This window comes from Pseudomonas fitomaticsae, assembly GCF_021018765.1.
Taxonomy (GTDB): Bacteria; Pseudomonadota; Gammaproteobacteria; order Pseudomonadales; family Pseudomonadaceae; genus Aquipseudomonas; species Aquipseudomonas fitomaticsae.
In genome coordinates this window covers 506,389-529,588 of the sequence record NZ_CP075567.1, presented here as the reverse complement: position 1 = coordinate 529,588, position 23,200 = coordinate 506,389, and the positions used below count along the sequence as shown (strand labels likewise).

At 60.3% G+C, this 23,200-nt stretch carries 24 protein-coding genes; 16 read left to right on the top strand and 8 right to left on the bottom strand.

Annotated elements, in window-relative coordinates:
- Positions 1-325: 325 nt before the first annotated feature.
- The gene (locus KJY40_RS02345) at positions 326-829 is read right to left on the bottom strand and encodes a polysaccharide deacetylase (protein WP_230734741.1); all 504 of its coding nucleotides are present in this window, start codon (positions 827-829) and stop codon (positions 326-328) included.
- Positions 830-1,133: 304 nt separating this feature from the next.
- On the opposite strand from KJY40_RS02345, the gene KJY40_RS02340 reads away from it, so the two are divergent.
- The 6 genes from KJY40_RS02340 to nadS all read left to right on the top strand — a co-directional run bounded on the left by KJY40_RS02340 (position 1,134) and on the right by nadS (position 4,211).
- A complete protein-coding gene (locus KJY40_RS02340; protein ID WP_230734739.1) occupies positions 1,134-1,415 on the top strand; it encodes a hypothetical protein in 282 nt (93 codons plus the stop codon).
- 102 nt (positions 1,416-1,517) lie between these two features.
- The gene (locus KJY40_RS02335) at positions 1,518-2,645 is read left to right on the top strand and encodes a hypothetical protein (RefSeq protein WP_230734738.1); all 1,128 of its coding nucleotides are present in this window, start codon (positions 1,518-1,520) and stop codon (positions 2,643-2,645) included.
- Positions 2,646-2,692: 47 nt separating this feature from the next.
- On the top strand, positions 2,693-2,869 hold the full coding sequence (locus KJY40_RS29670; RefSeq protein WP_407681982.1) for an antitoxin PaaA2 family protein: 177 nt from the start codon (positions 2,693-2,695) through the stop codon (positions 2,867-2,869).
- A gap of 326 nt (positions 2,870-3,195) precedes the next feature.
- On the top strand, positions 3,196-3,495 hold the full coding sequence (locus KJY40_RS02330) for a hypothetical protein (RefSeq protein WP_230734736.1): 300 nt from the start codon (positions 3,196-3,198) through the stop codon (positions 3,493-3,495).
- A 111-nt stretch (positions 3,496-3,606) separates the two neighbouring features.
- Positions 3,607-3,921, top strand: coding sequence for a type II toxin-antitoxin system RelE/ParE family toxin (locus tag KJY40_RS02325; protein ID WP_011331970.1), 315 nt, complete (start codon positions 3,607-3,609; stop codon positions 3,919-3,921).
- Between the two features lie 2 nt (positions 3,922-3,923).
- The gene (gene nadS, locus KJY40_RS02320; RefSeq protein ID WP_098966690.1) at positions 3,924-4,211 is read left to right on the top strand and encodes a NadS family protein; all 288 of its coding nucleotides are present in this window, start codon (positions 3,924-3,926) and stop codon (positions 4,209-4,211) included.
- Between the two features lie 65 nt (positions 4,212-4,276).
- Here nadS and KJY40_RS02315 read toward each other — a convergent pair whose 3' ends face one another.
- Together KJY40_RS02315 and hslO are read right to left on the bottom strand one after the other, a co-directional pair.
- Positions 4,277-5,818: a phosphoenolpyruvate carboxykinase gene (locus tag KJY40_RS02315; protein WP_007952682.1), complete on the bottom strand. Its 1,542-nt coding sequence runs from the start codon at positions 5,816-5,818 to the stop codon at positions 4,277-4,279.
- A gap of 181 nt (positions 5,819-5,999) precedes the next feature.
- Positions 6,000-6,902 carry an Hsp33 family molecular chaperone HslO gene (hslO, locus tag KJY40_RS02310; RefSeq protein WP_085608616.1) on the bottom strand — a complete coding sequence of 301 codons (903 nt, stop codon included), beginning with the start codon at positions 6,900-6,902 and terminating at the stop codon, positions 6,000-6,002.
- Between the two features lie 104 nt (positions 6,903-7,006).
- Between hslO and KJY40_RS02305 the strand changes: the two genes are divergently transcribed.
- A complete protein-coding gene (locus KJY40_RS02305) occupies positions 7,007-7,807 on the top strand; it encodes a phosphatase PAP2 family protein (protein WP_230734734.1) in 801 nt (266 codons plus the stop codon).
- Between the two features lie 69 nt (positions 7,808-7,876).
- On the opposite strand, the gene KJY40_RS02300 is transcribed toward KJY40_RS02305, so the two are convergent.
- The gene (locus tag KJY40_RS02300) at positions 7,877-8,284 is read right to left on the bottom strand and encodes an RNA-binding S4 domain-containing protein (RefSeq protein ID WP_230734732.1); all 408 of its coding nucleotides are present in this window, start codon (positions 8,282-8,284) and stop codon (positions 7,877-7,879) included.
- Between the two features lie 218 nt (positions 8,285-8,502).
- On the opposite strand from KJY40_RS02300, the gene rimB reads away from it, so the two are divergent.
- Entirely contained in the window at positions 8,503-8,982 is a 480-nt protein-coding gene (gene rimB, locus KJY40_RS02295) for a retropepsin-like aspartic endopeptidase RimB (RefSeq protein ID WP_011331964.1), read from the top strand.
- Entirely contained in the window at positions 8,979-9,884 is a 906-nt protein-coding gene (gene rimK / locus KJY40_RS02290) for a 30S ribosomal protein S6--L-glutamate ligase (protein WP_007949201.1), read from the top strand. Before rimB ends, rimK begins: the two co-directional genes overlap by 4 nt.
- A 35-nt stretch (positions 9,885-9,919) precedes the next feature.
- On the opposite strand, the gene KJY40_RS02285 is transcribed toward rimK, so the two are convergent.
- Complete coding sequence (locus KJY40_RS02285) at positions 9,920-11,233, bottom strand: ATP-binding protein (RefSeq protein WP_007952691.1); 1,314 nt, start codon at positions 11,231-11,233, stop codon at positions 9,920-9,922.
- Between the two features lie 114 nt (positions 11,234-11,347).
- Positions 11,348-12,088 carry an osmolarity response regulator transcription factor OmpR gene (gene ompR / locus KJY40_RS02280; protein WP_007952694.1) on the bottom strand — a complete coding sequence of 247 codons (741 nt, stop codon included), beginning with the start codon at positions 12,086-12,088 and terminating at the stop codon, positions 11,348-11,350.
- Between the two features lie 360 nt (positions 12,089-12,448).
- Here ompR and KJY40_RS02275 point away from each other — a divergent pair, with 360 nt between their 5' ends.
- The 7 genes from KJY40_RS02275 to tauD all read left to right on the top strand — a co-directional run bounded on the left by KJY40_RS02275 (position 12,449) and on the right by tauD (position 20,754).
- Positions 12,449-14,773 carry a Tex family protein gene (locus KJY40_RS02275; RefSeq protein WP_115076179.1) on the top strand — a complete coding sequence of 775 codons (2,325 nt, stop codon included), beginning with the start codon at positions 12,449-12,451 and terminating at the stop codon, positions 14,771-14,773.
- Positions 14,773-15,156, top strand: a complete 384-nt coding sequence (locus tag KJY40_RS02270; protein WP_230734730.1) for a PaaI family thioesterase — start codon at positions 14,773-14,775, stop codon at positions 15,154-15,156. The genes KJY40_RS02275 and KJY40_RS02270 overlap by 1 nt, the downstream gene beginning before the upstream one ends.
- Before the next feature lie 317 nt (positions 15,157-15,473).
- Positions 15,474-17,057 (top strand): glutamate--cysteine ligase, encoded by a 1,584-nt coding sequence (gene gshA, locus KJY40_RS02265; protein ID WP_230734728.1) that lies wholly within the window; start codon positions 15,474-15,476, stop codon positions 17,055-17,057.
- Positions 17,058-17,229: 172 nt separating this feature from the next.
- Positions 17,230-18,207: a taurine ABC transporter substrate-binding protein gene (gene tauA, locus KJY40_RS02260; RefSeq protein ID WP_007952702.1), complete on the top strand. Its 978-nt coding sequence runs from the start codon at positions 17,230-17,232 to the stop codon at positions 18,205-18,207.
- A 16-nt stretch (positions 18,208-18,223) separates the two neighbouring features.
- Complete coding sequence (tauB, locus tag KJY40_RS02255) at positions 18,224-19,018, top strand: taurine ABC transporter ATP-binding subunit (RefSeq protein WP_007952704.1); 795 nt, start codon at positions 18,224-18,226, stop codon at positions 19,016-19,018.
- Positions 19,015-19,854: a taurine ABC transporter permease TauC gene (gene tauC / locus KJY40_RS02250; RefSeq protein ID WP_064382739.1), complete on the top strand. Its 840-nt coding sequence runs from the start codon at positions 19,015-19,017 to the stop codon at positions 19,852-19,854. The genes tauB and tauC overlap by 4 nt, the downstream gene beginning before the upstream one ends.
- Before the next feature lie 57 nt (positions 19,855-19,911).
- Entirely contained in the window at positions 19,912-20,754 is an 843-nt protein-coding gene (gene tauD / locus KJY40_RS02245) for a taurine dioxygenase (RefSeq protein ID WP_230734726.1), read from the top strand.
- Positions 20,755-20,802: 48 nt separating this feature from the next.
- Here tauD and mgrA read toward each other — a convergent pair whose 3' ends face one another.
- Together mgrA and KJY40_RS02235 are read right to left on the bottom strand one after the other, a co-directional pair.
- Positions 20,803-21,840 (bottom strand): L-glyceraldehyde 3-phosphate reductase, encoded by a 1,038-nt coding sequence (gene mgrA / locus KJY40_RS02240; protein ID WP_230734724.1) that lies wholly within the window; start codon positions 21,838-21,840, stop codon positions 20,803-20,805.
- A 39-nt stretch (positions 21,841-21,879) separates the two neighbouring features.
- Positions 21,880-23,199 (bottom strand): LLM class flavin-dependent oxidoreductase, encoded by a 1,320-nt coding sequence (locus KJY40_RS02235; RefSeq protein WP_230734722.1) that lies wholly within the window; start codon positions 23,197-23,199, stop codon positions 21,880-21,882.
- Position 23,200 lies beyond the last annotated feature (1 nt).

The window sequence follows — 23,200 nt, the reverse complement described above, 5'->3', positions numbered from 1 at the left end:
ATCGCAGCGAGTCGAGAAAAGGTCGGGGGGCAAATCGATACGGGATGATACAGCTTGAGATGCCGAGCCACGGTCTGAAACAAACGAAACACTTTGTTCCTCGCCTGGATCGCTGTGGCGAGAGTAACGTCCGACATTCATCGCGCCAGGACGGCCGATACCCCCGGAGACTCACCAAGGAATGAACATGTCGAACCGTATGAAACTGCTCTTCGCCCTTCTTATCCAGAGCCTGTTGCTGGGCGGGTGCATGCCCTTTCCCGGCGAGCTTCCACCACTCGCCAGCGCGGTGACAGCAGACCACACGCCAGCCGCCTAGCAGGCTCTACGGCTGCAACACCGCCACTCGCAATTGCTCGTTCAACACCTGCTCATGCACGCCCTGGCTTTTGCTGGCCCACAGTGCATGGGCCGGGCTGATATCACCGGTGAATGCCGCCGCCAACTGACGCAGGTCGGCGACACTGCGCACCCGTGGGCAGAACGCTTGCTCATCGCAGTTCTGGCTGGCGTTGCGGTAGGTGGTGAGCAAACGATCCCACAGACCGTCACGCACCTGGCGGATCGACTTGAGCTGTACATACGGCACACCCAAGCGTTGCTTTAGTCCGGATTCGTCCAGGGTTTCGCTGGCAAGAAGCGCCTTGCCGAACATCAATACTTCGGCGCGGGATGCGGTGTCGATGTTGGCCTGAGTGGTGAGTGCTTCCGGCCAGCCAGTGCGCTCCACCTGCGTGAGCATCAGTCCGTTGCCCGCTTCGGAGGCAACCGCCAAACGACAACCACTGGCCCACAGCAAAACGATCGAGGCCATTCGTAGCCACTGCATACCTAATTCCCTTTAAGTCTGTGTCGGACGCCTGGAAACGCCCTACGGATTCTGGCGCGCACCATACAGAGGTTTAACGGGAATCGCCCGACAAACACGTGGGAAATTTTGTCCCTCAGGGTTTGGCGGTGAAAAAGACACAAAAACGCGTAGGGCAAATACCCGAACCCCGGAAAAACCCCTACGAATTCTGTCCATTGTGGCGGTCTTGTCCCACTCGACAGCGCCCTTCTATAGTGGCCGGCGCGACTGAAAACACTGTGTCGGCCCGCCGAAGCGACTTCGTAAAGGACACGCCTCAATCATGAACATGTTCACACCGCTGAATACTCGTTTTCGCCCTCTCAAGACCTGCGACGGTGACAACCCGGCAATGGTCATCGACACCGCAGCAGCACCGGGTGATTTGCTCAATGCCGCCGATCTTCGGCTACGCGCCGCCAGCGATCTGCTGGAAACTCTTTACTGCCTGTGTTTCAAACAGGCCGACGTGAAAGACATCCCTAATATCGTCAACGCGCTTTATTTATTGACGCAGGACGGTTGCGACTTGCTGGAAGTTGCCAGACAACAGATAAACAGTTAAAGCCGGCGGACCAACTTACAAAGTTCGCAACAACCCACCACTTCCATTACAACAAAGATTGGAACTAGCCTGCTTGCTCTTACATCAACCAAGAGCAATAACATGACTACGCTGACTATTTTCTTTTGCGGTACAGGTTCGACAAAGTTTGATAGCGCCCACGAAAACTATTGGGATGGTGAATTGGTCTCCACACTTGCCTCTCATCACTCAGGTCGCGAGTTCGCCGAATGGATCGTGGTCGATGGGCCCGGCACCAGCAACCTGCAAGCCGATGAACTGTTCACCCGATCCAAGGACTACGGCCTCAGCGGGACCTTGTTCGGCAAGGGCTGGGAGGAAAACGTCCAGCACGCGATGAACATCATCAAGGGCAAGTGCGACTGGCAGCGCAAGCAACTGACCGAGGCGGAATACAACCGCCTCAAGGCTGCTGGCATTCCGATTGAAGATGTAAAAGTCGAGGGCTCCTGGCTGTGGCGCAAATACAACTATGGCGATCGCAGCGTCACGCAACAGAAGTTACAGGAACAAATTATTAAAACCTTCCGCAAGGACGGAGTTATTCCAACAAAAGTCAATCTGGTGGGCTGGAGCCGCGGCGGTATCAGTTGTCACATGCTGGCCAATGCCATGTTCAACGACAGCGCATTGAAAAACATTCCGGTAAATATCTTCGCCATTGATCCCGTGCCCGGTATCGGTAACTTTCAGGAACACCGGGTGAAGCTCAATTACAACGTTAAAGAGTACGTGGGTTTCTATGCACGGGACGAACGCTCCAAGGGTTTCAGCTGCGTCATCCCGCAAACCGCGACCGGCACCAAGACCAGCATCTTCCCCATGCCCGGCCGTCACGCCACCCTGGTCGGCAACGCCTCCGCCGATGGCAACAGTGGTCCAAAAGTGCTGACCGAACCCGGCCTCATCGTCCGTCACTTTGCCGAGGTCTGCCTGAAACGCTGGGGCACCGTGCTCGACAAGAACCTCAACCTTACTGACGCCGACCTTCGAAACCACACCGCTGCCATCGTCAACGCGGCAGCGAAATACAAGGCCATGGAGAAGTGCTCCTACACCTGGTTCACCGAACTGGACCAAGGCGAACGTTACGTGTCGCTGGGCAGCAAGGGCGTCCCGTTCTCGACGGTGAAAGGCACGATCTACACCCCGGCGACCGGGCTGACCACGAGTGTGCTGGATGTTGAGGCGTATCGGGCGATTCGTTGAGGCGGGACTGGCAACAGACGTCCACACAATCACGGGAGAATTGAAGGATGGATAGATCCACTGACGGAATTGAACCTCACTGCGACGAGGAGACCTACAAAGAGTGGGTTACTCGGCAAGTTCAGAAAAGCATCGATGATCCCCGGCCAAGCATCCCCGATGAAGAGTCGAGACGCTTGATGGCAGCGAAACGTGAACTGTTGAGAAACCGCAAGAATCCGTAGGAACGACCCTATTGAATCTTCGTCCACGTCCTACATGGAGTGATGCCTTATCGGCTATCGCCGTTTGTTAGCTCAAATCTATAGTCGTGACTGTCGCTGCCAAATCAGCGACTCGGGTTTGGTCACCTGAAAATGAGAGAGAAACTTCGCATGCCCTTGTATGCTTGCCGCCTGATTCATGCGGCACGCTTTATGGCGGCTGTGTTTGGGACGCTTCGGCGTGCCTGGAGTTCTCTCTCTCTGGTTGACCAACCCGAACACAGTCCGCCTCCTATCGTTTGGTCATGATGTTGGCGGTTCTTCGGATACTTGAGAGAGTCTAACCAATGAAATTATGGAACCAATTCCCCAACGATCGCTACCGCCCACTTGATAGCAACCTCACCGACACCAAGCCATTGGTCATCGACACCGATACCAATCCGCAAGACATTCTCGAATGCGCCGTCCAGCGCCTGCGCGCCTCAAGCGACCTGCTGCAAACCCTCTACTGCCTCTGCTTCAAACACGCCGATGTAGAAGACATTCCCCACATCACCCACGCCCTTTATCTGCTGACCAAAGACGGCTTTGACCTGTTGCAGGTCGCCCAGCAACGAATGCTCAACTGGAAAGCTCCAGTCTGAGGTTGAGTGATCAGATCGTTCCCATGTTCGACATGGGAACGATCACCTACCAGTCATCTACTCAAATCCGTTCAGCATTGCTGGAAGGTAAGCCAATGGCGTACATTTGCGATGATTTTTATTGAGACTCGGATCTTCACCCGTCGAGTAAAAGAGCTGCTGGACGATGACACTTACGCCGCTTTTCAGAAGCAACTGGTTGTAAGTCCTTCGATTGGCGATGTAATTGAAGGCACAGGCGGGATCCGAAAAACCCGAATCGCAGCGAAAGGACACGGCAAGCGAGGCGGAGCACGGGTTATCTACTACCACTTCGTTTCGGCATCACAAATCGGGTTATTGATGATCTACCCTAAAAATGAACAACACGATCTGTCCAGCGATGAGCGTAAAGCACTCAAGGTCTTGATCGAAAAATGGAGATGACCATGAGCAAATTTTTTGATGAGCTGATGGAAAGTGTGCAAGAGATGGACGAGATCGTACGAGGCGAGCGCACACCTTCTCGCGAATTCCACGTTGATGCATTGCAGGTCAAAGAAATTCGTAAAGCTACCGGTTTGACCCAGACCAAATTTGCGGCTCTGATCGACGTCCAACTCGGCACTCTACGAAATTGGGAACAGGGTCGTCGCGAGCCTACCGGGCCGGCAAAAGCTTTGCTCAAGGCCATTCATAACGACCCGGTTCATGTTTTGAATGCATTGGCCCATTGAGAAAATGAACGCCCACAAAAAAGCCGCCCTCAAGAGGCGGCTTTTTCATTCACCAGAACTAAGTCTTACAACTTAGGCCCGGCAGCCTTGATCGCGTCGCTCACTTCGAACTTCTTGAAGTTCTCGATGAACAGACCGGCCAGTGCTTTGGCAGCTTCGTCGTATGCAGCCTTGTCAGCCCAGGTGTTGCGTGGGTTGAGCAGGTTGGTTTCGACGCCCGGTACGGCCAGTGGCACGTCCAGGTTGATGGTGTCCAGGTGCTCGGTGGCTGCACCGATCAGCGCGCCGCTCTGGATCGCTGCGATCACCGCGCGGGTGGTCGGGATGTTGAAGCGTTTGCCGACGCCGTAGCCGCCGCCGGTCCAGCCGGTGTTGACCAGGTAGACCTTGGAGCCGAAGCCGCGGATGCGCTTGATCAGCAGTTCAGCGTATTCGCCGGCCGGACGCGGGAAGAACGGTGCGCCGAAGCAGGTGGAGAAGGTCGACTTGATGCCGCTGCCCGAACCCATTTCAGTAGAGCCCACCAGTGCGGTGTAGCCGGACAGGAAGTGGTAGGCCGCTTGCTCTTCGTTGAGGATCGACACTGGCGGCAGGACGCCGGTCAGGTCGCAGGTCAGGAAGATCACAGCGTTCGGCTCGCCGCCCAGGTTCTTCTCGGAACGCTTGGCAACGTGCTCCAGCGGGTAGGCCGCGCGGCTGTTCTGGGTCAGGCTGACATCGGCGTAGTCGGCGTGCTTGGCGTCGTCGATCACGACGTTTTCCAGCACGGCGCCGTGCTTGATGGCTTTCCAGATGACCGGCTCGTTCTTCTCGGACAAGTCGATGCACTTGGCATAGCAGCCGCCTTCGATGTTGAAGACAACGCCTTCGCCCCAGCCGTGTTCGTCGTCACCGATCAGGTAACGGCTTTCGTCGGCGGACAGGGTGGTCTTGCCGGTGCCCGACAGACCGAAGAACAGGGTCACGTCGCCTTCTTCGCCGATGTTGGCAGCGCAGTGCATTGGCAGCACGTCAGCGGCCGGCAGCAGGAAGTTCTGCACGGAGAACATGGCTTTCTTCATTTCACCGGCGTAACGCATGCCGGCGATCAGCACTTTCTTCTGGGCGAAGTTGATGATCACGCAACCGTCGGAGTTGGTGCCGTCACGCTCAGGTACGCACTCGAAGTTGGCGACGTTCAGCACTTGCCACTCTTCGCGACCGGCCGGGTTGTACTGAGCCGGGTTGATGAACAGGCAACGACCGAACAGGTTCTGCCAGGCAGTCTGGGTGGTCATCTTCACGGCCAGGTAGTGATCTTCGGCCGCGCCTACATGCACGTGGGAAACGAAATGCTCTTGCGCGTTGTTGAATGCTTCAACACGAGCCCACAGCGCGTCGAACTTGTCGGCCGGGAACTTGCGGTTGATCGGGCCCCAGGCAATGGCAGCCTGGGTGGAAGGCTCTTCAACGATGAAACGGTCGACTGGCGAGCGGCCGGTGCGGTGACCGGTGCGAACAACCAGAGCGCCGGTATCGGCAAGCTCGCCTTCACCGCGGTTCAGGGCTTCTTTTACCAGATCATCAACACTCAGATCGGTGTACACGGCGTTATTGGCTTGCGTCATGAGGTTCCCCGTCGGCCAGTGGCCGAGTGTGCTCCAAACGTTTTGTAGTAGAAAGTCGTGCACTACTACCGCGAAAAAAGTGGGCCGGATTATGCCAGAAAAGCCCAAAAAGAGTAGGGTCCTCCCGTCGTAACGGCGATATTCCGTCGTTGAGCAGTGAATTTACCTGCGCTGAACCGTTTTAGTGCCGGGTATCTGACGGCGTCTCGACGCCCGCGCCAGCGAACAATTGAGCGATATCTGCCGCATCGAACAGGTAGCGCTGGTTGCAGAACTGGCAATCGATCTCGACTTTTCCACCTTGCTCGGCCACGAGTGCCTGCGCATCTTCCAGACCCAGGCTGACCAGTGCATTGCCCGAACGCTCGCGGGAGCAGCTGCAGTGGAAGCGCAGTTTCTGTACATCGAACAGACGAACCTGCTCTTCATGGTAGAGGCGATGCAGAACCGTTTCGTTGTCCAGGCTCAACAGTTCATCAGCGGTCAGGGTGTTGCCCAGCGCGGTGATGTGCTGCCAGCTGGCGGCGCGTTCTTCTTCGTCTTTCAGGCGATCGGCCGGCAGTTGCTGCAATAACAGACCACGGGCGCGACGGCCATCGGCGCAGAGCTTGAAACGAGTGCCGACCTGTTGGGACATGACGAAATAGTTGGTGAAGCAGTCCGACAGGGTTTCGCCGTCGAGGTCGACGATGCCCTGGTAGCGCTGGCCGGCGATCGGGTCGACGGTCAAGGCCAGGACACCGTTCGGCATCAGGTCGCCGAGGGTTGCGTCGGCCGGAATCTGCTCGGCGTGATAGCGCGCCAAGCCACGGATCTCGCGCTCGCTGGAGCATTCGATCATCAGCAGCGGGATCGGGCCTTCGGAGCGCGCCTGAAGAATCAGCAGGCCATCGAATTTCAGGGTGCCCACCAGCAACGACGCGGCCGCCATCAGTTCGCCCAGCAATTGCGCAACCGGTTCCGGGTACGGGTGCTTGGCGAGCACTTCGGCATAGCTGCGCTCCAGCGACACCAGTTCGCCGCGAGTGTCGCTGTCATCGAAGATGAAGCGTTGGGTGTAATCGGTATCGAGGAAATCGGTCATAGGTCTGGGTATCTGAATGTGATGACAAAATGGTTACAAAGAATGAAAATTCCGCGCTTCTGGCATCCTTTTTGATGCCGATGTTCAGCCACGGGAGGCATTTTATGAACAATCCGGGTTTGTTCCAATCAAGGTGGAACCTCGGCCGGCTGGTTCTGTGCAACATCGTGCCATTGGCACTACTGGCTTTCTGGTTATGGCCTACGGGTCAGATGCTGTGTGTGATTTTCGACGAGTGGCTGTTCCGCTCACTCAACGCACCACTGGCCAGCAACCCCATATGGCTCCACATCTGGGCAATTGCAAGTCTGCGACCATTCGACATCGTCGTCGGCCTGATTCTGCTGATGCTGCTGATCAAGGGTGACTGGGTGTTCAGGGCGACTGACGTGCGTCGCGCCTTTTTCGGATTTTTTTCGATCCTGCTGCTGATGGTGGTGATCCGCGCGCTGTTTTCCAAGTTCTCCGATCACATGGGCTGGCAACACAGCAGTCCGTCGATGGTGCTTGAGGGCGCGGTGCATATCAGCGATTACTTCCCGCATCTGGAGAAAACTTGGGAACTCAAGGACCGCTCGAGCCAGAGCTTCCCCGGTGACCACGCTTCGGTGCTGCTGATCTGGGCGCTGTTCATGGGCGTGTTCAGCCGTACGGTCGGCCAGTTCGTGGTGATCTGGGGCCTGGCGCTGCTGTTCATGCTGCCGCGCCTGGTCGCCGGTGCCCATTGGGGCCAGGACGATTACATCGGCGGCATGCTGCTGGCGGTGTGGGCATTGGGCTGGGGTTACTACACGCCGTTTGCTTATCACGCGGCGAACTTCTGGCTGAAGGTTACGGCACCGGTTTTCCGGCTGCTGGGCAAACTGCCGGTGGTTTCGCGGATGAGTGTGGTGTCCGCGCAGTAATCAACGGTTACTGAAAAAAAAACGCAGCCGCCGGCGGGTCTTGAACCCAGGCCGGCAGGCTGCGTTTTTTTATTCGCCGCTACTGTTCCCACGAAATTTAAACAGATCCCGACGCTGCTTCTTGCTCGGTTTGCCATCGGTGCTCACGCCCAGGGCGCCCGTCTTGCGCATCGCCGCAGCCGCTTCACGTTTGGCAATACTCGCCTCGGTCTCGGCATACAGCGTCTGCGCCTCAGGTGCACCGCGACGCACGATCGACAGGGCCTGAACCACAACGGTCTTCTCGTCGAAGCCGGTGCGGATCTCGAACTCATCGCCAATGCGTGGCTCTTTGCCAGGCTTGCAGCGCTCTCCCCGACAATGCACCTTGCCGCTCTCGATGGCGGCCTTGGCCAAGGCGCGAGTCTTGAAAAAACGCGCGGCCCACAGCCACTTGTCGAGACGGACCTTGTCGTCCTCTTCGCTTTTTTGTGCCATGGAATTTCCTCATTCTGAAATATTGGTGAACTGTACTACCGTTTCTGTCGTGCCATGAATTACGCCGTCCCGGATTACAATGCACGCCTTGCGGGGGATGCCCGAAGGGGCGCCAATCCGGGCCGTGAATATCTGTCGCCTTTTAACCATTATTCTGCGTGAATACCGCGAATCGGGCCCGTTGCGGGCCAGGCGGTTTTCACCGGCTGAGCATTTTTTTGAAGACATTTGACCATTTGACCGTTATCGGTCTGCGCGAGTGGGTGGCGCTTCCGGATCTGGGAGTCGCCGGCCTTCGGGCAAAAATCGACACCGGCGCCAGCACCTCCAGCCTGCATGCCACCGACATCGAGCCGTTCGAACGTGACGGCGAGAAGTGGGTGCGCTTTACCGCGCACCTGGGCACCGTCGTGCAGTTGCGCCATCGGCGATGCGAAGCGCCGCTGGTCGCCCGCAAGACCATCAAGAGTTCGAACGGCCAGGCCCAGGTGCGCTACGTGATCAGCACCACCCTGGCCCTGGGTGACCGGGTCTGGCCGATCGAGTTCACCCTCGCCTGCCGCAAGTCCATGCGCTATCGCCTGTTGCTCGGTTCCAAAGCCCTGATCGACGGCCAGCTGGTGGTCAATCCGGGCATCAAATATGTACAAGACAAGCCGGTGTTCCCGGTATCTACCTCCTCCACAGGTGTTGCATGAAGATCGCTGTGCTGTCGCGGAACCCGCGTCTGTATTCCACCCGCCGTCTGGTTGAAGCCGGGACCGAACGCGGGCATGAAATGGTGGTGATCGACACCTTGCGCGCCTATATGAACATTGCCAGCCACAAGCCGCAGATCCACTACCGTGGCAAGCCGCTGGAGGGTTTCGATGCAGTGATACCGCGGATCGGCGCCTCGGTGACGTTTTATGGCTGCGCAGTGTTGCGCCAGTTCGAAATGATGGGGGTGTTTCCGCTCAACGAATCGGTGGCCATCGCCCGCTCGCGGGACAAGCTGCGTTCGCTGCAATTGCTGTCACGCCGGGGCATCGGTTTGCCAGTGACCGGGTTCGCCCACTCGCCGGACGACATCCCCGACCTGATCGACATGGTCAACGGCGCGCCGCTGGTGATCAAGGTGCTGGAAGGCACCCAGGGCATTGGTGTGGTGTTGTGTGAAACCGCGACGGCGGCAGAGTCGGTGATCGAGGCGTTCATGGGCCTGAAGCAGAACATCATGGTGCAGGAGTACATCAAGGAGGCCGGCGGCGCCGACATCCGCTGCTTCGTGGTCGGCGACAAGGTGATCGCGGCGATGAAGCGTCAGGCCAAGCCCGGCGAGTTCCGCTCCAACCTGCACCGGGGCGGCAGCGCCAGCCTGATCAAGATCACTCCGGAAGAACGCATGACCGCGCTGCGTGCGGCCAAGGTCATGGGCCTTGCGGTGGCGGGTGTGGATATCCTGCGTTCCAATCATGGGCCGCTGGTGATGGAAGTGAACTCGTCACCAGGTCTGGAAGGGATCGAAACCACCACGGGGAAGAACGTGGCGGGGATCATCATCGAGCATCTCGAGAAGAATGGCGGGCCGAACATGACCCGCACCAAAGGCAAGGGTTGAGCCTTGAATCTGGCGGCCGCAAGGCCGCCTGAAAGTTAAACCGCGTCTCGCGGCAGCATCAAGCCCAGCGGCAACCGGACACGTGCTTCCAGCCCGCCACCGGACCGGTTGCGCAACTCGACATTGCCGCCGTGCATCGAAGCAATCCGCTTCACGATCGCCAGCCCCAGCCCGGTGCCCTTCCCGCCCCGCGCACGATCGCCACGGGTGAAGGGGTTGAAGATCGCCTCAAGCTCGGAAGGGTCGATCCCCGCCCCACGGTCCATCACGCTCAGCACCACGTACGGCGCACTGGTGTCACCGGACACATAGGCCGCGACGTCCACGCTGCCGCCGGCATGATTCAGCGCGTTGCCGATCAGGTTGTTCAGCAGACGTTTCATCGACACCCGACGCAACGGGAACGGCTGGATCGGTTCCAGGCGCAGGCGCACTTTCTCTTCAGTCTGGTTATAGGGCGCCGCCACTTCACGCACCAGATCGCTGAGGTCCACCTCCTCCACCGACTCGTCCCGACCATCGCGAATGAACGCGAGGAACTGGTCGAGGATCGCGTCCATGTCTTCGATGTCGCGCACCATGTCGTCAGTCAGATCGGTGCGGTCGCCCATCAGCTCCAGTGACAGCCGCAGACGGGTCAGCGGCGTCCGCAGGTCATGGGATACCCCCGCCAGCATCAGCTCACGCTCGCGACCGGCTTGCTCGACGTCTTCGGCCATCTGGTTGAAGGCGCGATAAACCTCGGCCATCTCGCTGGGGGTGTCGCTGATCGGCAGGCGCACACTGCGGCCCTGGCCGAGCTGGCGGGCGGCGTAGACCAAGCGTTTCAATGGCTGATTGAGCTGACTGACGAAAATCCAGGCGGACGCCGTGGACAGCAGACCGATCGCCAGGAACCAGCCGAGCACGTTCCAGATTTTCTGACCGCGCAAGGGGTGCGGGTACAAAGGCACTTTCAACCAGCCATCACCGAGGCTCGGGGCACGAACCCACAAGGCCGGCGGCGAATGCATGCGCAAGCGCACTTCGGTGTCGGCGCCCAGTTCCGCCTGCATCTGCCGCTGGTAGATTTCGCTGTACGGCCAGTGCTGTTCGCCTTCCGGTACACCGGCACCGACTACGCGGATCAGGGTCGCGGCATCGGCAATTTTTGCGCGGTTCTCTTCGTCGGCGGCCCAGTAGGCACGCAACGTCAGGGCGACGCCGTGACTGTATTGCCGATCCACCAGCACGTCCTCGTTCATCAACAGATAAACCAGGGTCAATGCCTTGGAAAACAATACGACGATGAGTACCAGCCACAGGGTGCGGGAGAAAAAACTTTGGGGGAACCAGACGGGGGTTTTCATGGATAACCGCTACACACTTGCAGGAGCGAGCAATGCTCGCATATTGCGGATTGCGAGTCTGCGCGGACGGCGTTTCCGACCGTTTCCCGCAGACCCGCTCCTACAAATCGCCCATCACTTGGTGGAGTTGCCATCCGGCACGAACACGTAGCCGACACCCCAGACGGTCTGGATGTAGCGCGGCTTGGACGGATCAGGTTCGATCATCCGGCGCAGACGGGAAATCTGCACGTCGATGGAACGCTCCAGGGCATCCCACTCACGGCCACGGGCCAGGTTCATCAGCTTGTCGCGGGTCAGCGGCTGACGGGCGTTCATCACCAGGGCCTTGAGTACCGCAAACTCACCAGTGGTGAGCATGTGCACTTCGTCGCCGCGTTTGAGTTCGCGGGTGGCCAGGGACAGCACGTAGTCGCCGAACGTGACGTTTTCTTCTTCACTGCCCGGCGCGCCCGGTACCGGTGCGGCCTGACGGCGCAACACGGCTTTGACGCGAGCCATCAGCTCGTCCGGGTTGAACGGCTTGGCCAGGTAATCGTCGGCGCCCAGTTCCAGGCCCTTGATACGGCTCAGCTCGTCGCCCTTGGCGGTGAGCATGATGATCGGAATCTGATTGTTCGCGCCACGCAGGCGGCGGCAAGCGGTCAGGCCGTCTTCGCCCGGCAGCATCAGGTCGAGGACGACCAGGTTGAACACTTCACGCGACAGCAGACGATCCATCTGCTCGGTATTCGGTACGGCGCGGGCACGGTAGCCCTTGCTGACGAAAAAGCGTTCCAGCAGGCTGCTCAGCCCCGGATCGTCGTCAACGATGAGAATTTTTTCGCCTTCAGCAGTTTGTGCAGTGCTGCTCATTGGATGCTCCTTTTAGCTCGGCGCGCATTATGGCGTAGCTGCCGTTATACGCACCGTGTGCATTGTTAGCAGATTTTTCCTTCACTGCCAGAAAACCGGGGCTTGTGCCTACAGACTGCGTCGCCCCCGAATGACAGAACGCTGGTTATAATGCGCGGCCTTTTGTGTCAGGCAACGTCTGAATCGTTACCGCAGGTGGCCGTCCTTTATTTTCATGGGCGCCGCAGTAATTGTTCGATTTCACGGGTCAACGGGATGCCTTTTGACCCAGGCAGCGGCCAGCATCAAGCCGCCCCACCAGACTCCGGGCCTTCATTTACGCGCCTGCGAGCCTGCTTTCACAATTTGTCAGGTGGTTTTATGGACAGCATCAACAGCCGCATCGCCGAGGAACTCGGCGTACGCCCACAACAGGTCGAAGCGGCCGTCGCGCTACTCGATGAAGGCTCTACCGTTCCCTTCATCGCCCGTTACCGGAAAGAAGTGACCGGCAGCCTCGATGACACTCAGCTGCGTCATCTGGAAGAGCGTCTGCGCTACCTGCGAGAACTCGACGAACGGCGCATCAGCATCCTTTCCAGCATCCAGGAGCAGGGCAAACTCACCCCTGAGCTGGAGCGCGAAATCAAACTCGCCGACACCAAGACCCGCCTCGAAGACTTGTACCTGCCGTACAAGCAGAAGCGCCGCACCAAGGGCCAGATCGCTCTGGAAGCCGGCCTCGGCGAACTGGCCGACGGTCTGTTCAACGACCCGTCGCTGGCCCCGGAAGCCGAAGCCGCGCGCTTCGTCGACGCCGAAAAAGGCGTGGCCGACGCCAAGGCTGCACTGGAAGGCGCCAAGTACATCCTCATGGAGCGCTTCGCCGAAGACGCCAACCTGCTGGAAAAACTGCGCACCTACCTGAAGCAGGAAGCCACCCTCAGTGCCCGCGTGATCGCCGGCAAGGAAGAGGAAGGCGCCAAGTTCCGCGACTACTTCGAACACGACGAACCGCTGAAAAGCATGCCGTCGCACCGCGCGCTGGCGATTTTCCGTGGCCGCAACGAAGGCATTCTCAGCTCCGCACTGAAAGTCGGCGAAGAACTGCCGGGCACCCTGCACCCCTGCGAAGGCATGATCGGCCAGCACGTCGGCATCCAGAACCAGAACCGTCCGGCCGACAAATGGCTGGGTGAAGTGGTGCGCTGGACCTGGAAGGTCAAGCTCTACACCCACCTGGAAACCGACCTGCTCGGCGAGCTGCGCGACGGCGCCGAAACCGAAGCGATCAACGTGTTCGCCCACAACCTGCACGACCTGCTGCTGGCCGCCCCGGCCGGCCCGCGCGCCACCCTGGGCCTCGACCCGGGCCTGCGTACCGGTTGCAAGGTTGCGGTGGTCGACTCCACCGGCAAGCTGTTGGATCACGCCACGGTTTACCCGCACGTGCCGCACAACAAATGGGATCAGACCATCGCCATCCTGGCCGCCCTGTGCGCCAAGCATTCGGTCGACCTGATCGCCATCGGCAACGGCACCGCCAGCCGTGAAACCGACAAGCTGGCCATCGAGCTGATCAAAAAATACCCAGCGATGAAAATGACCAAGGTCATGGTCTCCGAAGCCGGCGCATCGGTGTATTCGGCATCGGAGCTGGCTGCCAAGGAATTCCCGGATCTGGACGTGTCGATCCGTGGCGCCGTATCGATTGCCCGTCGCCTGCAGGACCCGCTGGCCGAACTGGTGAAGATCGATCCGAAATCCATCGGTGTCGGCCAGTACCAGCACGACGTGTCGCAGCTGAAACTGGCGCGCGGTCTGGACGCCGTGGTCGAGGACTGCGTGAACGCCGTGGGCGTGGACGTGAACACCGCCTCCGTGGCGCTGTTGGCGCGGATCTCCGGCCTCAACGCGACCCTGGCGCAGAATATCGTGACTCACCGTGACGAGCACGGCGCGTTCAAGACCCGCGCCGCACTGAAGAAAGTCGCGCGTCTGGGCGAGAAAACCTTCGAACAGGCTGCCGGCTTCCTGCGCGTGATGAACGGCGACAACCCGCTGGATTCCTCGGCCGTTCACCCGGAAGCCTATCCGCTGGTGCAACGCATCGCCGCTGAAACCGACCGCGACATTCGCTCGCTGATCGGCGACGCCTCGTTCCTCAAGCGTCTGGATCCGAAGAAATTCACCGACGAGACCTTCGGTCTGCCAACGGTGACCGATATCCTGCAAGAACTGGAAAAACCGGGCCGTGACCCGCGTCCGGAGTTCAAGACCGCCGAGTTCCAGGAAGGCGTCGAGGACCTGAAAGATCTGCAACTGGGGATGATCCTCGAAGGCGTGGTGACCAACGTGACTGCGTTCGGCGCGTTCGTCGACATCGGCGTGCATCAGGACGGTCTGGTGCACATTTCGGCGCTGTCGGAGAAATTCATCAAGGATCCGCGCGAAGCGGTGAAGGCCGGTGACGTGGTGAAAGTGAAGGTCATGGAAGTCGACATCCCGCGCAAACGCGTCGGCCTGTCGATGCGCATGAGCGACACCCCGGGCGAGAAGATCGACGGCGCCCGTGGCTCCCGCCCGGGCTCGGCGCCACGCCAGTCGCAGGGTTCGGCTCCGCGCAAGGAAAGCACCCCGGCGGCTCCAGCCAATAACGCAATGGCGTCGCTGTTTGCCAACGCCAAGCAGTTGAAGAAACGCTGATGGAAATGCCGGCCGGGCTCGTCGAGAGCGCGTTTTTCAAGCTGTTGGGCTGCCGTCTGCACAGCCTGGAAACCGGGGTGGCGCAAGTCGCCCTGGTGCTGGAACCCGAACTGCGCAATCGCGGCGGCAAGCTGCACGGCGGCGCGCTGTTCAGTCTGGTGGATATCGCCATGGGGCTGGCCTGTTCCAGCACCCACGGCTTTGACCAGCAGAGCGCGACCATCGAGTGCAAGATCAACTACATCCGCGCCGTCTCTGAAGGCGAGGTGATGTGCACGGCGCGGGTGATCCACCCGGGCCGGCGCACGCTGGTGGTCGAAGCCGACGTGATGCAGGGCGACAAACTGGTCGCAAAAGCGCAAGGCACGTTCGCTGTCCTGTAGATGTTGTTCATCATTTTGAGTTAATTTCGGCGCTGTGATCGCAGCGTCGGAGTTTCCTGTGGGAGCGGGCTTGCCCGCGAATGGGGCATATCAGCCGGTATCAACTTGTCTGACACACCGCTTTCGCGGGCAAGCCCGCTCCCACAGGGATCTCATTTTCTTCGCGTGTATCAGCCAGATTCAAGGATTGAAGTCGGCGTTTCCAACATGGGTTTAACCACCCGAAAACCAGGCGAAAACGCCAGTTTCAACTTCACCCTTGTAGACCGTCCTGCCCACCCCCATATTGGGGCGACTGACGCGTGAAGGAATCCAAATTGAGCGAACTTCTCAACCGCCGCCTGGCTCTGCTCGGCGAGCGCGCTAACCTCTCTCTGCTTGAGCAGTGCCTTCACGGTATCGAACGTGAATGCCTGCGCGTGACCGGCGAAGGCCGCCTGGCCCAAACGCCGCACCCTGAAGCCCTGGGTTCCGCGCTGACCAACGAACAGATCACGACCGACTATTCCGAGTCGCTGCTGGAGTTCATCACGCCCGCCCTGCCAGACCCTGCCGATACCCTGGCGAGCCTGGACAAGATTCATCGCTTCGCCTACAGCAAGCTCGGCAACGAGTACCTGTGGAGTCCATCGATGCCGTGCCCGTTGCCGGCCGAGGAAGATATCCCGATCGCCTATTACGGCACCTCCAACATCGGTCAGCTCAAGTACGTCTACCGCAAGGGCCTGGCCCTGCGTTACGGCAAGACCATGCAGTGCATCGCCGGGATTCACTACAACTTCTCCCTGCCGGAAAAGCTCTGGCCGTTGCTCAAGGAAGCCGAGGGCTTCGTCGGCACCGACCGGGATTTCCAGTCGTCGTCCTATATCGCGCTGATCCGCAATTTCCGGCGCTACAGCTGGCTGCTGATGTACCTGTTCGGTGCTTCGCCGGCGCTGGACGCGGGTTTCCTGCGCGGTCGTGCGCACCAGTTGGAACAGCTGGATCCGGACACCCTGTACCTGCCCTACGCCACCAGCCTGCGCATGAGCGACCTCGGTTACCAGAGCAACGCCCAGGCCGGCCTGACCCCTTGCTACAACGACCTGGCGAGCTACACCGACAGCCTGCGCAAAGCGGTGGCCACGCCGTACGCGCCGTACGTTGAAGTCGGCACGCACCAGGATGGCGAGTGGGTGCAACTGAACACCAACATTCTGCAGATCGAAAACGAGTACTACTCCAACATCCGCCCGAAACGCGTGACCTACACCGGCGAGCGTCCGATCCAGGCCTTGATGGCCCGTGGCATTCAGTACGTCGAAGTGCGCTGCCTGGACATCAATCCGTTCCTGCCGATGGGCATCGACCTCACCGAGTCGCGCTTCCTCGACGCGTTCCTGCTGTACTGCGCGCTGAACGACAGCCCGCTGCTGACCAACATCAGCTGCGGCAACGCCACGTCGAACTTCCTCAGCGTGGTCAAGGAAGGTCGCCGTCCGGGCCTGCAATTGCAGCGCGACGGCCAACCGGTCGAGCTGAAGGAGTGGGCCGCCGAACTGCTGGAAAAAATCGCTCCGCTGGCGGCACTGCTGGATCAAAGCCACGGTGGCGATGCACACAGCAAGGCACTTGATGCGCAACTGGCCAAGGTCAAGGATTCGTCTCTGACGCCTTCGGCCCAGGTGCTGGCAGCGATGGCCACGCACAAGGAAAGCTTCGCGCAATTCTCCCTGCGCCAGAGCCAGGCTCACGCCGAGTTCTTCCGCAGCGAGCCGTTGGCGGCTGAGGAACAAGCGAAGTTTGAAGAACTGGCGCGGTCTTCGCTGGCTCAACAGGCTGAGCTGGAACAGAACGAGGTGGGCGATTTCGACGTGTTTGTCGGGTCGTATCAGGCAAGTATTCTGGCGATCAGCAACTGATCGTTCGGCTTTGGATTTGATCGTTCCCACGCAGAGCGTGGGAACGATCACGTTCTCTCCCTTAGATTTTTCCGCTCATAAGCTCATTCTAAAAAGTTATTTATTTTTAGTTTCTTAGATCATTTAGTCTCCTTTCACGCCGACGCTCGGTCGCCTGATATGGAGCTCTTCAATGAAACTGAATTTCCCGCTTCGCCTGCTGGCCGTGGCCTCTCTGGCTGCTGCGAGTTTTCTGGCTCAGGCCGCCGACCTCACCGTCGCCTACCAGACCACCGTAGACCCGGCGAAAGTCGCCCAGGCCGACGGCGCCTACGAGAAAGCCACCAAGGCCGACATCAACTGGCGCAAATTCGATAACGGTGCCGACATCATCGCCGCCATCGCCTCCGGCGACGTGCAGATCGGCTACCTCGGTTCCAGCCCGCTGACCGCTGCGATCACCCGCAAAGTCCCAGTTGAAACCTTCCTCATCGCCACCCAGATCGGCGCCGCCGAAGCACTGGTCGCCCGTGACGGCTCCGGCATCAAGACACCACAGGATCTCGTCGGCAAGAAAATCGCCGTGCCGTTTGTATCCACCGGTCACTACAGCCTGCTGGCCGCGCTGAAGCACTGGAACATCGACCCGTCGAAAGTCACCGTCCTCAACCTCGCCCCGCCAGCGATCATTGCCGCGTGGAAACGCGGTGACATCGACGCCACCTACGTTTGGGATCCGGCGCTGGGTGTGGCCAAGGAAAACGGCAAAGTGCTGATCACTTCCGGTGAACTGGCCAAGTTCGGCGCGCCGACCTTCGACGCCTGGATCGTGCGCAAGGACTTCGCCGAGAAGCACCCGGAAATCGTCACCGCATTCGCCAAGGTCACCCTCGACGCCTACGCCGACTACCGCAAGGATCCGAAAGCCTGGCTGGCCAATCAGAGCAACGTCGACAAGCTTGTGAAGCTCTCCGGCGCCAAGGCCAGCGACATCCCATTGCTGCTGCAAGGCAACGTCTACCCGCTGGCGGCGGATCAAGTCAGTGACCTCGGCGCGCCGACCACCAAAGCCATCACCGACACCGCCGCGTTCCTCAAGGAGCAAGGCAAGGTCGAAGCGGTACTGCCGGACTACGCGCCGTACGTCAGCGCCAAGTACATCACCAACTGATCGGGAGTTCATCGCGATGGCCTTGCTACAGCTGGAGCGCATCAGCGCACAGTACCCCGGCAGCCCGGAACCGGTACTGTCCGACATTTCCCTGACCCTCGGCCCTCAGCAATTGCTGGTGGCCCTCGGCCCGTCCGGCAGTGGCAAGACTTCGCTGTTGAATCTGATTGCCGGCTTCGTCGAACCGAGCGCCGGCCGCATCACCCTCGACAACGTGCCGGTCAAAGGCCCGAGCGCCGAGCGCGGCGTGGTGTTCCAGGACGACGCCCTGCTGCCCTGGCAGGACGTGCTGGCCAACGTGGCTTTCGGCCTCGAACTGGCCGGTGTGGCCAAGGACAAGCGCGAACAGCGCGCCCGGGAAATGCTCGCGCTGGTCGATCTTTCCGGTTTTGAACATCGTCGCATCTGGCAGCTTTCCGGCGGCCAGAAGCAGCGCGTCGGCCTGGCCCGCGCCCTCGCAGCCGACCCGCGCGTGTTGCTGATGGACGAGCCCTTCGGCGCCCTCGATGCCTTCACCCGCGAACAGATGCAGGAGCTGTTGCTGCAAGTCTGGCAACGCACCGCCAAACCGGTGTTCCTGATTACCCACGACATTGAAGAAGCGGTGTTCCTCGCCACTGACCTGATTCTGCTGGCGCCGAATCCGGGGCAGATCGTCGAGCGCCTGCATCTCGACTTCGGCCAGCGCTACGCCGCCGGCGAATCGGCGCGGTCGATCAAGTCCGATCCGCGCTTCATCGAAACCCGCGAACACGTGCTGGCCAAAGTGTTCTCGCAACGCAGCGCCGTTCAGCGGCAGGAGCGCGCATGAGCAGTTACGACGTTTCCGCCACCGCCGTGAAACCCGCCGCCACATCGGTGGTGATTCCCGTGCGCCGCAGCCTCAGCACCCGCTGGATCAGCCTGCTGACCCTGTTCGCGTTGCTGGTGATCTGGTGGGCCGTGACCGCCACCGGCCTGATCGAACCGCTGTTCCTGCCGCCACCGTCCGCCGTGCTGCAAAAAGGCTGGTTGCTGGCGACCACGGGCTACATGGATTCGACGTTGTGGCAGCACCTGGGCGCGAGCCTCAGCCGTATCGGTCTGGGCCTGGGCTTCGCCATTTTGACCGCCGTTCCGGTGGGCATCGCCATCGGCGCCAACCGTATCGCCCGTGGCGTGCTCGATCCGCTGATCGAGTTCTACCGACCGATTCCGCCACTCGCCTATCTGCCGTTGATTGTGATCTGGTGCGGCATCGGCGAGTTGTCGAAAGTGCTGCTGATCTACCTGGCGATTTTTGCCCCGATCGCGATTGCCACCGCCACCGGCGTGCGCACCGTCGACCCGGCCAAATTGCGCGCTGCGCAATCACTGGGCGCGACTCGCGCACAACTGATTCGCCATGTGATTTTGCCAAGCGCCCTGCCGGACATTCTGACCGGTGTGCGCATTGGTCTGGGTGTCGGCTGGTCGACTCTGGTCGCCGCCGAACTGATCGCGGCCACCAGTGGCCTGGGCTTCATGGTGCAGTCAGCGGCGCAATTCCTGGTCACCGATGTGGTGGTGCTGGGGATTCTGGTCATCGCCCTGATCGCCTTCGCGATGGAGATGGGCCTGCGCGCCCTGCAACGCAAACTGGTGCCGTGGCACGGCCAGGCCCACTGATTTTTCAGCACTGACTACCCCGACAGTTTCGGGGCCCCGGAATTGAAGAGAACCACCATGAGCAGCCTGAACATCACCCCTTTAAGCTCGGCCCTCGGCGCACAGATCAGCGGCGTCGACATCAGCCAGCCGCTGAACCTGGAACAGCGCGACGCCATCGAGCAGGCACTGCTCAAATACCAGGTGCTGTTCTTCCGCAATCAGCCGATCGAGCCTTCGCAACAAGCGCGTTTCGCAGCCTACTTTGGCGATCTGCACATTCACCCGATCTACCCGAACGTGCCGGAACAGCCGGAAGTGCTGATCCTCGACACCGCCGTCACCGACGTGCGCGGCAACGCGATCTGGCACACCGACGTGACCTTCCTGCCGACCCCGGCCATGGGCGCGGTGCTCAGCGCCAAGCTGCTGCCGGAGTTTGGTGGCGACACGTTGTGGGCCAGCGGGATTGCTGCGTATGAAGCGCTGTCGGCGCCGATGAAAGCGCTGCTTGAAGGGCTGACTGCGACTCACGATTTCATCCGCTCGTTTCCGCTGGAACGCTACGGCAACACGCCGCAAGCACTGGCGCAGTGGGAAGCGGCTCGGCGCAAGAATCCACCGCTGTCGCATCCGGTAATTCGTACGCATCCGGTGAGCGGGCGGCGTTCGTTGTTCGTCAGTGAAGGCTTCACGTCGAAGATCAATGAGCTGTCGGAGACCGAGAGTGAAGCGGTGCTGAAGTTCTTGTTTGCGCACGCGACGCGGCCGGAGTTCACCATCCGCTGGCGCTGGCAGAAGGATGACATTGCGTTCTGGGACAACCGCGTGACGCAGCATTACGCGGTAGATGATTACCGCCCGGCGCGGCGGGTGATGCAGCGGGCTACGGTGTTGGGGGATGTGCCGTTTTTTCGCTGAGCCTTTTTGATCGTTCCCACGCTCCGCGAGGGAACGATCAGCGTTCTGTTATTCCGCCGTCGAAGGCTTCTCCCAAAGATTGATCCCGCCCTCCTGGGCAAACCGGTCAATCTCCGCCAGCTCCTCCGCACTGAAGCTCAAATTCTTCAACGCCCCGACGTTCTCGATAATCTGCTCCGGCCGGCTCGCGCCGATCAGTGCCGAAGTCACCCGAGGATCCCGCAGCGTCCACGCCAATGCCAGTTGTGCCAGGCTCTGGCCACGACGCTTGGCGATCTCATTCAACCCCCGCACATGAGCAATGTTCGCCTCAGACAAGTGCGAAGACAGCAACGAACCACCGCCCGGACGATTGACCCGCGCATCCGCCGGCACACCGTTGAGGTATTTGTCGGTCAGCAGACCCTGCGCCAGCGGGGTGAACGCAATCACGCCAGTGCCGAGTTCGTCGGTGGTGTCGAGCAGGTCCTTTTCCACCCAGCGATTGAGCAGGTTGTAGGCCGGTTGGTGAATCAACAGCGGCACTTTCCACTCTTTGAGCAGCGCGGCGATTTCGCGGGTTTTCACCCCGGAGTACGACGAGATGCCGATGTACAACGCCTTGCCCTGCTGCACCGCCGTGGCGAGGGCGCTGGCGGTTTCTTCCAGCGGGGTGTCCGGGTCGAAGCGGTGCGAATAGAAGATATCCACATAATCCAGGCCCAGGCGTTGCAGGCTCTGGTCGAGGCTGGCCAGCACGTATTTGCGCGAACCGCCGCCCTGGCCGTAAGGGCCGGGCCACATGTCCCAGCCGGCCTTGCTGGAGATGATCAGTTCATCGCGATACTGCTTGAAGTCTTCGCGCAGCAGGCGACCGAAATTGGTCTCGGCGCTGCCATAGGGCGGGCCGTAGTTGTTGGCCAGGTCGAAGTGGTTGATCCCCAGATCGAACGCCGTGCGCAGCAATGAGCGCTGGGTGTCGATCGGCGTGCTGTCGCCGAAGTTGTGCCACAGGCCCAGGGACAGCGCCGGCAACACCAGACCGCTGCGTCCGACGCGGCGGTAAGGGATGGAGTCATAGCGGTTTTCGGCAGCGGTGTAAGTCATCGATTCCTCTCTTGTCAGTCTTGAAATGGGTGTCGATTGCTACGCAAAGCGATTGCCGGGCCGGGCAAGGCCAAGGTTCTGGCGCAAGGTCCGGCCCTCGTATTCGGTTCTGAACAGTCCGCGCCGTTGCAGTTCCGGGACCACGCCATTGGCGAAGTCTTCGAGCCCGCCGGGCAGGTGCGGCACCAGCACGTTGAAGCCGTCCGCCGCGCCCTGCTCGAACCATTCCTGCAAACGGTCGGCAATCTGCGCCGGGGTGCCGACGACGCTGTAATGCCCGCGACCGCCGGCGATTCTGCGACCCAGCTCGGCCAGGGTCAGATGTTCCCGGCCGGCCAGTTCGGTCAGCAGTTTCTGTCGGCTTTGCTGGCCGCTGTCAGTCAGCGGCAATTCCGGCAGCGGCCCGTCCAGCGGGTACTTCGACAGATCGAAGTTGCCCAGCATACGCCCAAGCAGGGCGACGCCAACCTCGGGTTCGACCAATTGCTGAAACGTTTCACATTTTTCCTGCGCTTCGGCTTCCGTCTGCCCCACTACGACAAACACGCCGGGCATGATTTTCAGCGAATCGGCGCTGCGTGCGTACTTCGGCAAGCGCCCCTTGAGGTCGGCGTAAAACGCCTGGGCGCTGGCCAGCGAGGTCTGCGCGGTGAACACCACTTCGGCCGTCTGCGCCGCCAGTTCACGCCCGGTTTCCGACGAGCCGGCCTGCACGATCACCGGCTGACCCTGTGGCGAACGCGCGACATTCAGCGGGCCTTTGACCTTGAAGTGCTCGCCGACGTGATTCAGCACGTGCAGTTTTTCCGGGTGGTAATACGCGCCGCTGGCCTTGTCGCGGATGAAGGCGTCGTCCTGCCAACTGTCCCAGAGCCCGGTGACCACCTGATGAAATTCCCGGGCACGGCTGTAGCGTTCGGCATGGCCGATGTGTTCGTCGCGGCCGAAATTCTGCGCTTCGGCTGCGTTGTCCGAGGTCACCAGATTCCACCCTGCTCGCCCGCCCGACAGGTGATCGAGCGAAGCGAATTTACGCGCCACGTGGTACGGCTCGTTGTAGCTGGTGGTCGCGGTGGCGATCAGGCCGATGTGCTCGGTCACCGCGCTCAAGGCCGAGAGCAGCGTGAGCGGTTCGAAGTGATCCGAACGGGCCATGCGGCTGGCGATGTCCTGGGTTGGGGCGGCGACGCTGTCGGCGACAAACAAGGTGTCGAACTTCGCTGCCTCGGCAATCTGCGCCAGACGTTTGTAATGGGCGAAATCCAGCCCGGCATTGGCCGGCACATCCGGATGACGCCACGCGGCGACGTGGTGCCCGGTGGCCATGAGAAACGCGCCGAGTTTCAGCTGTCTGCTCATC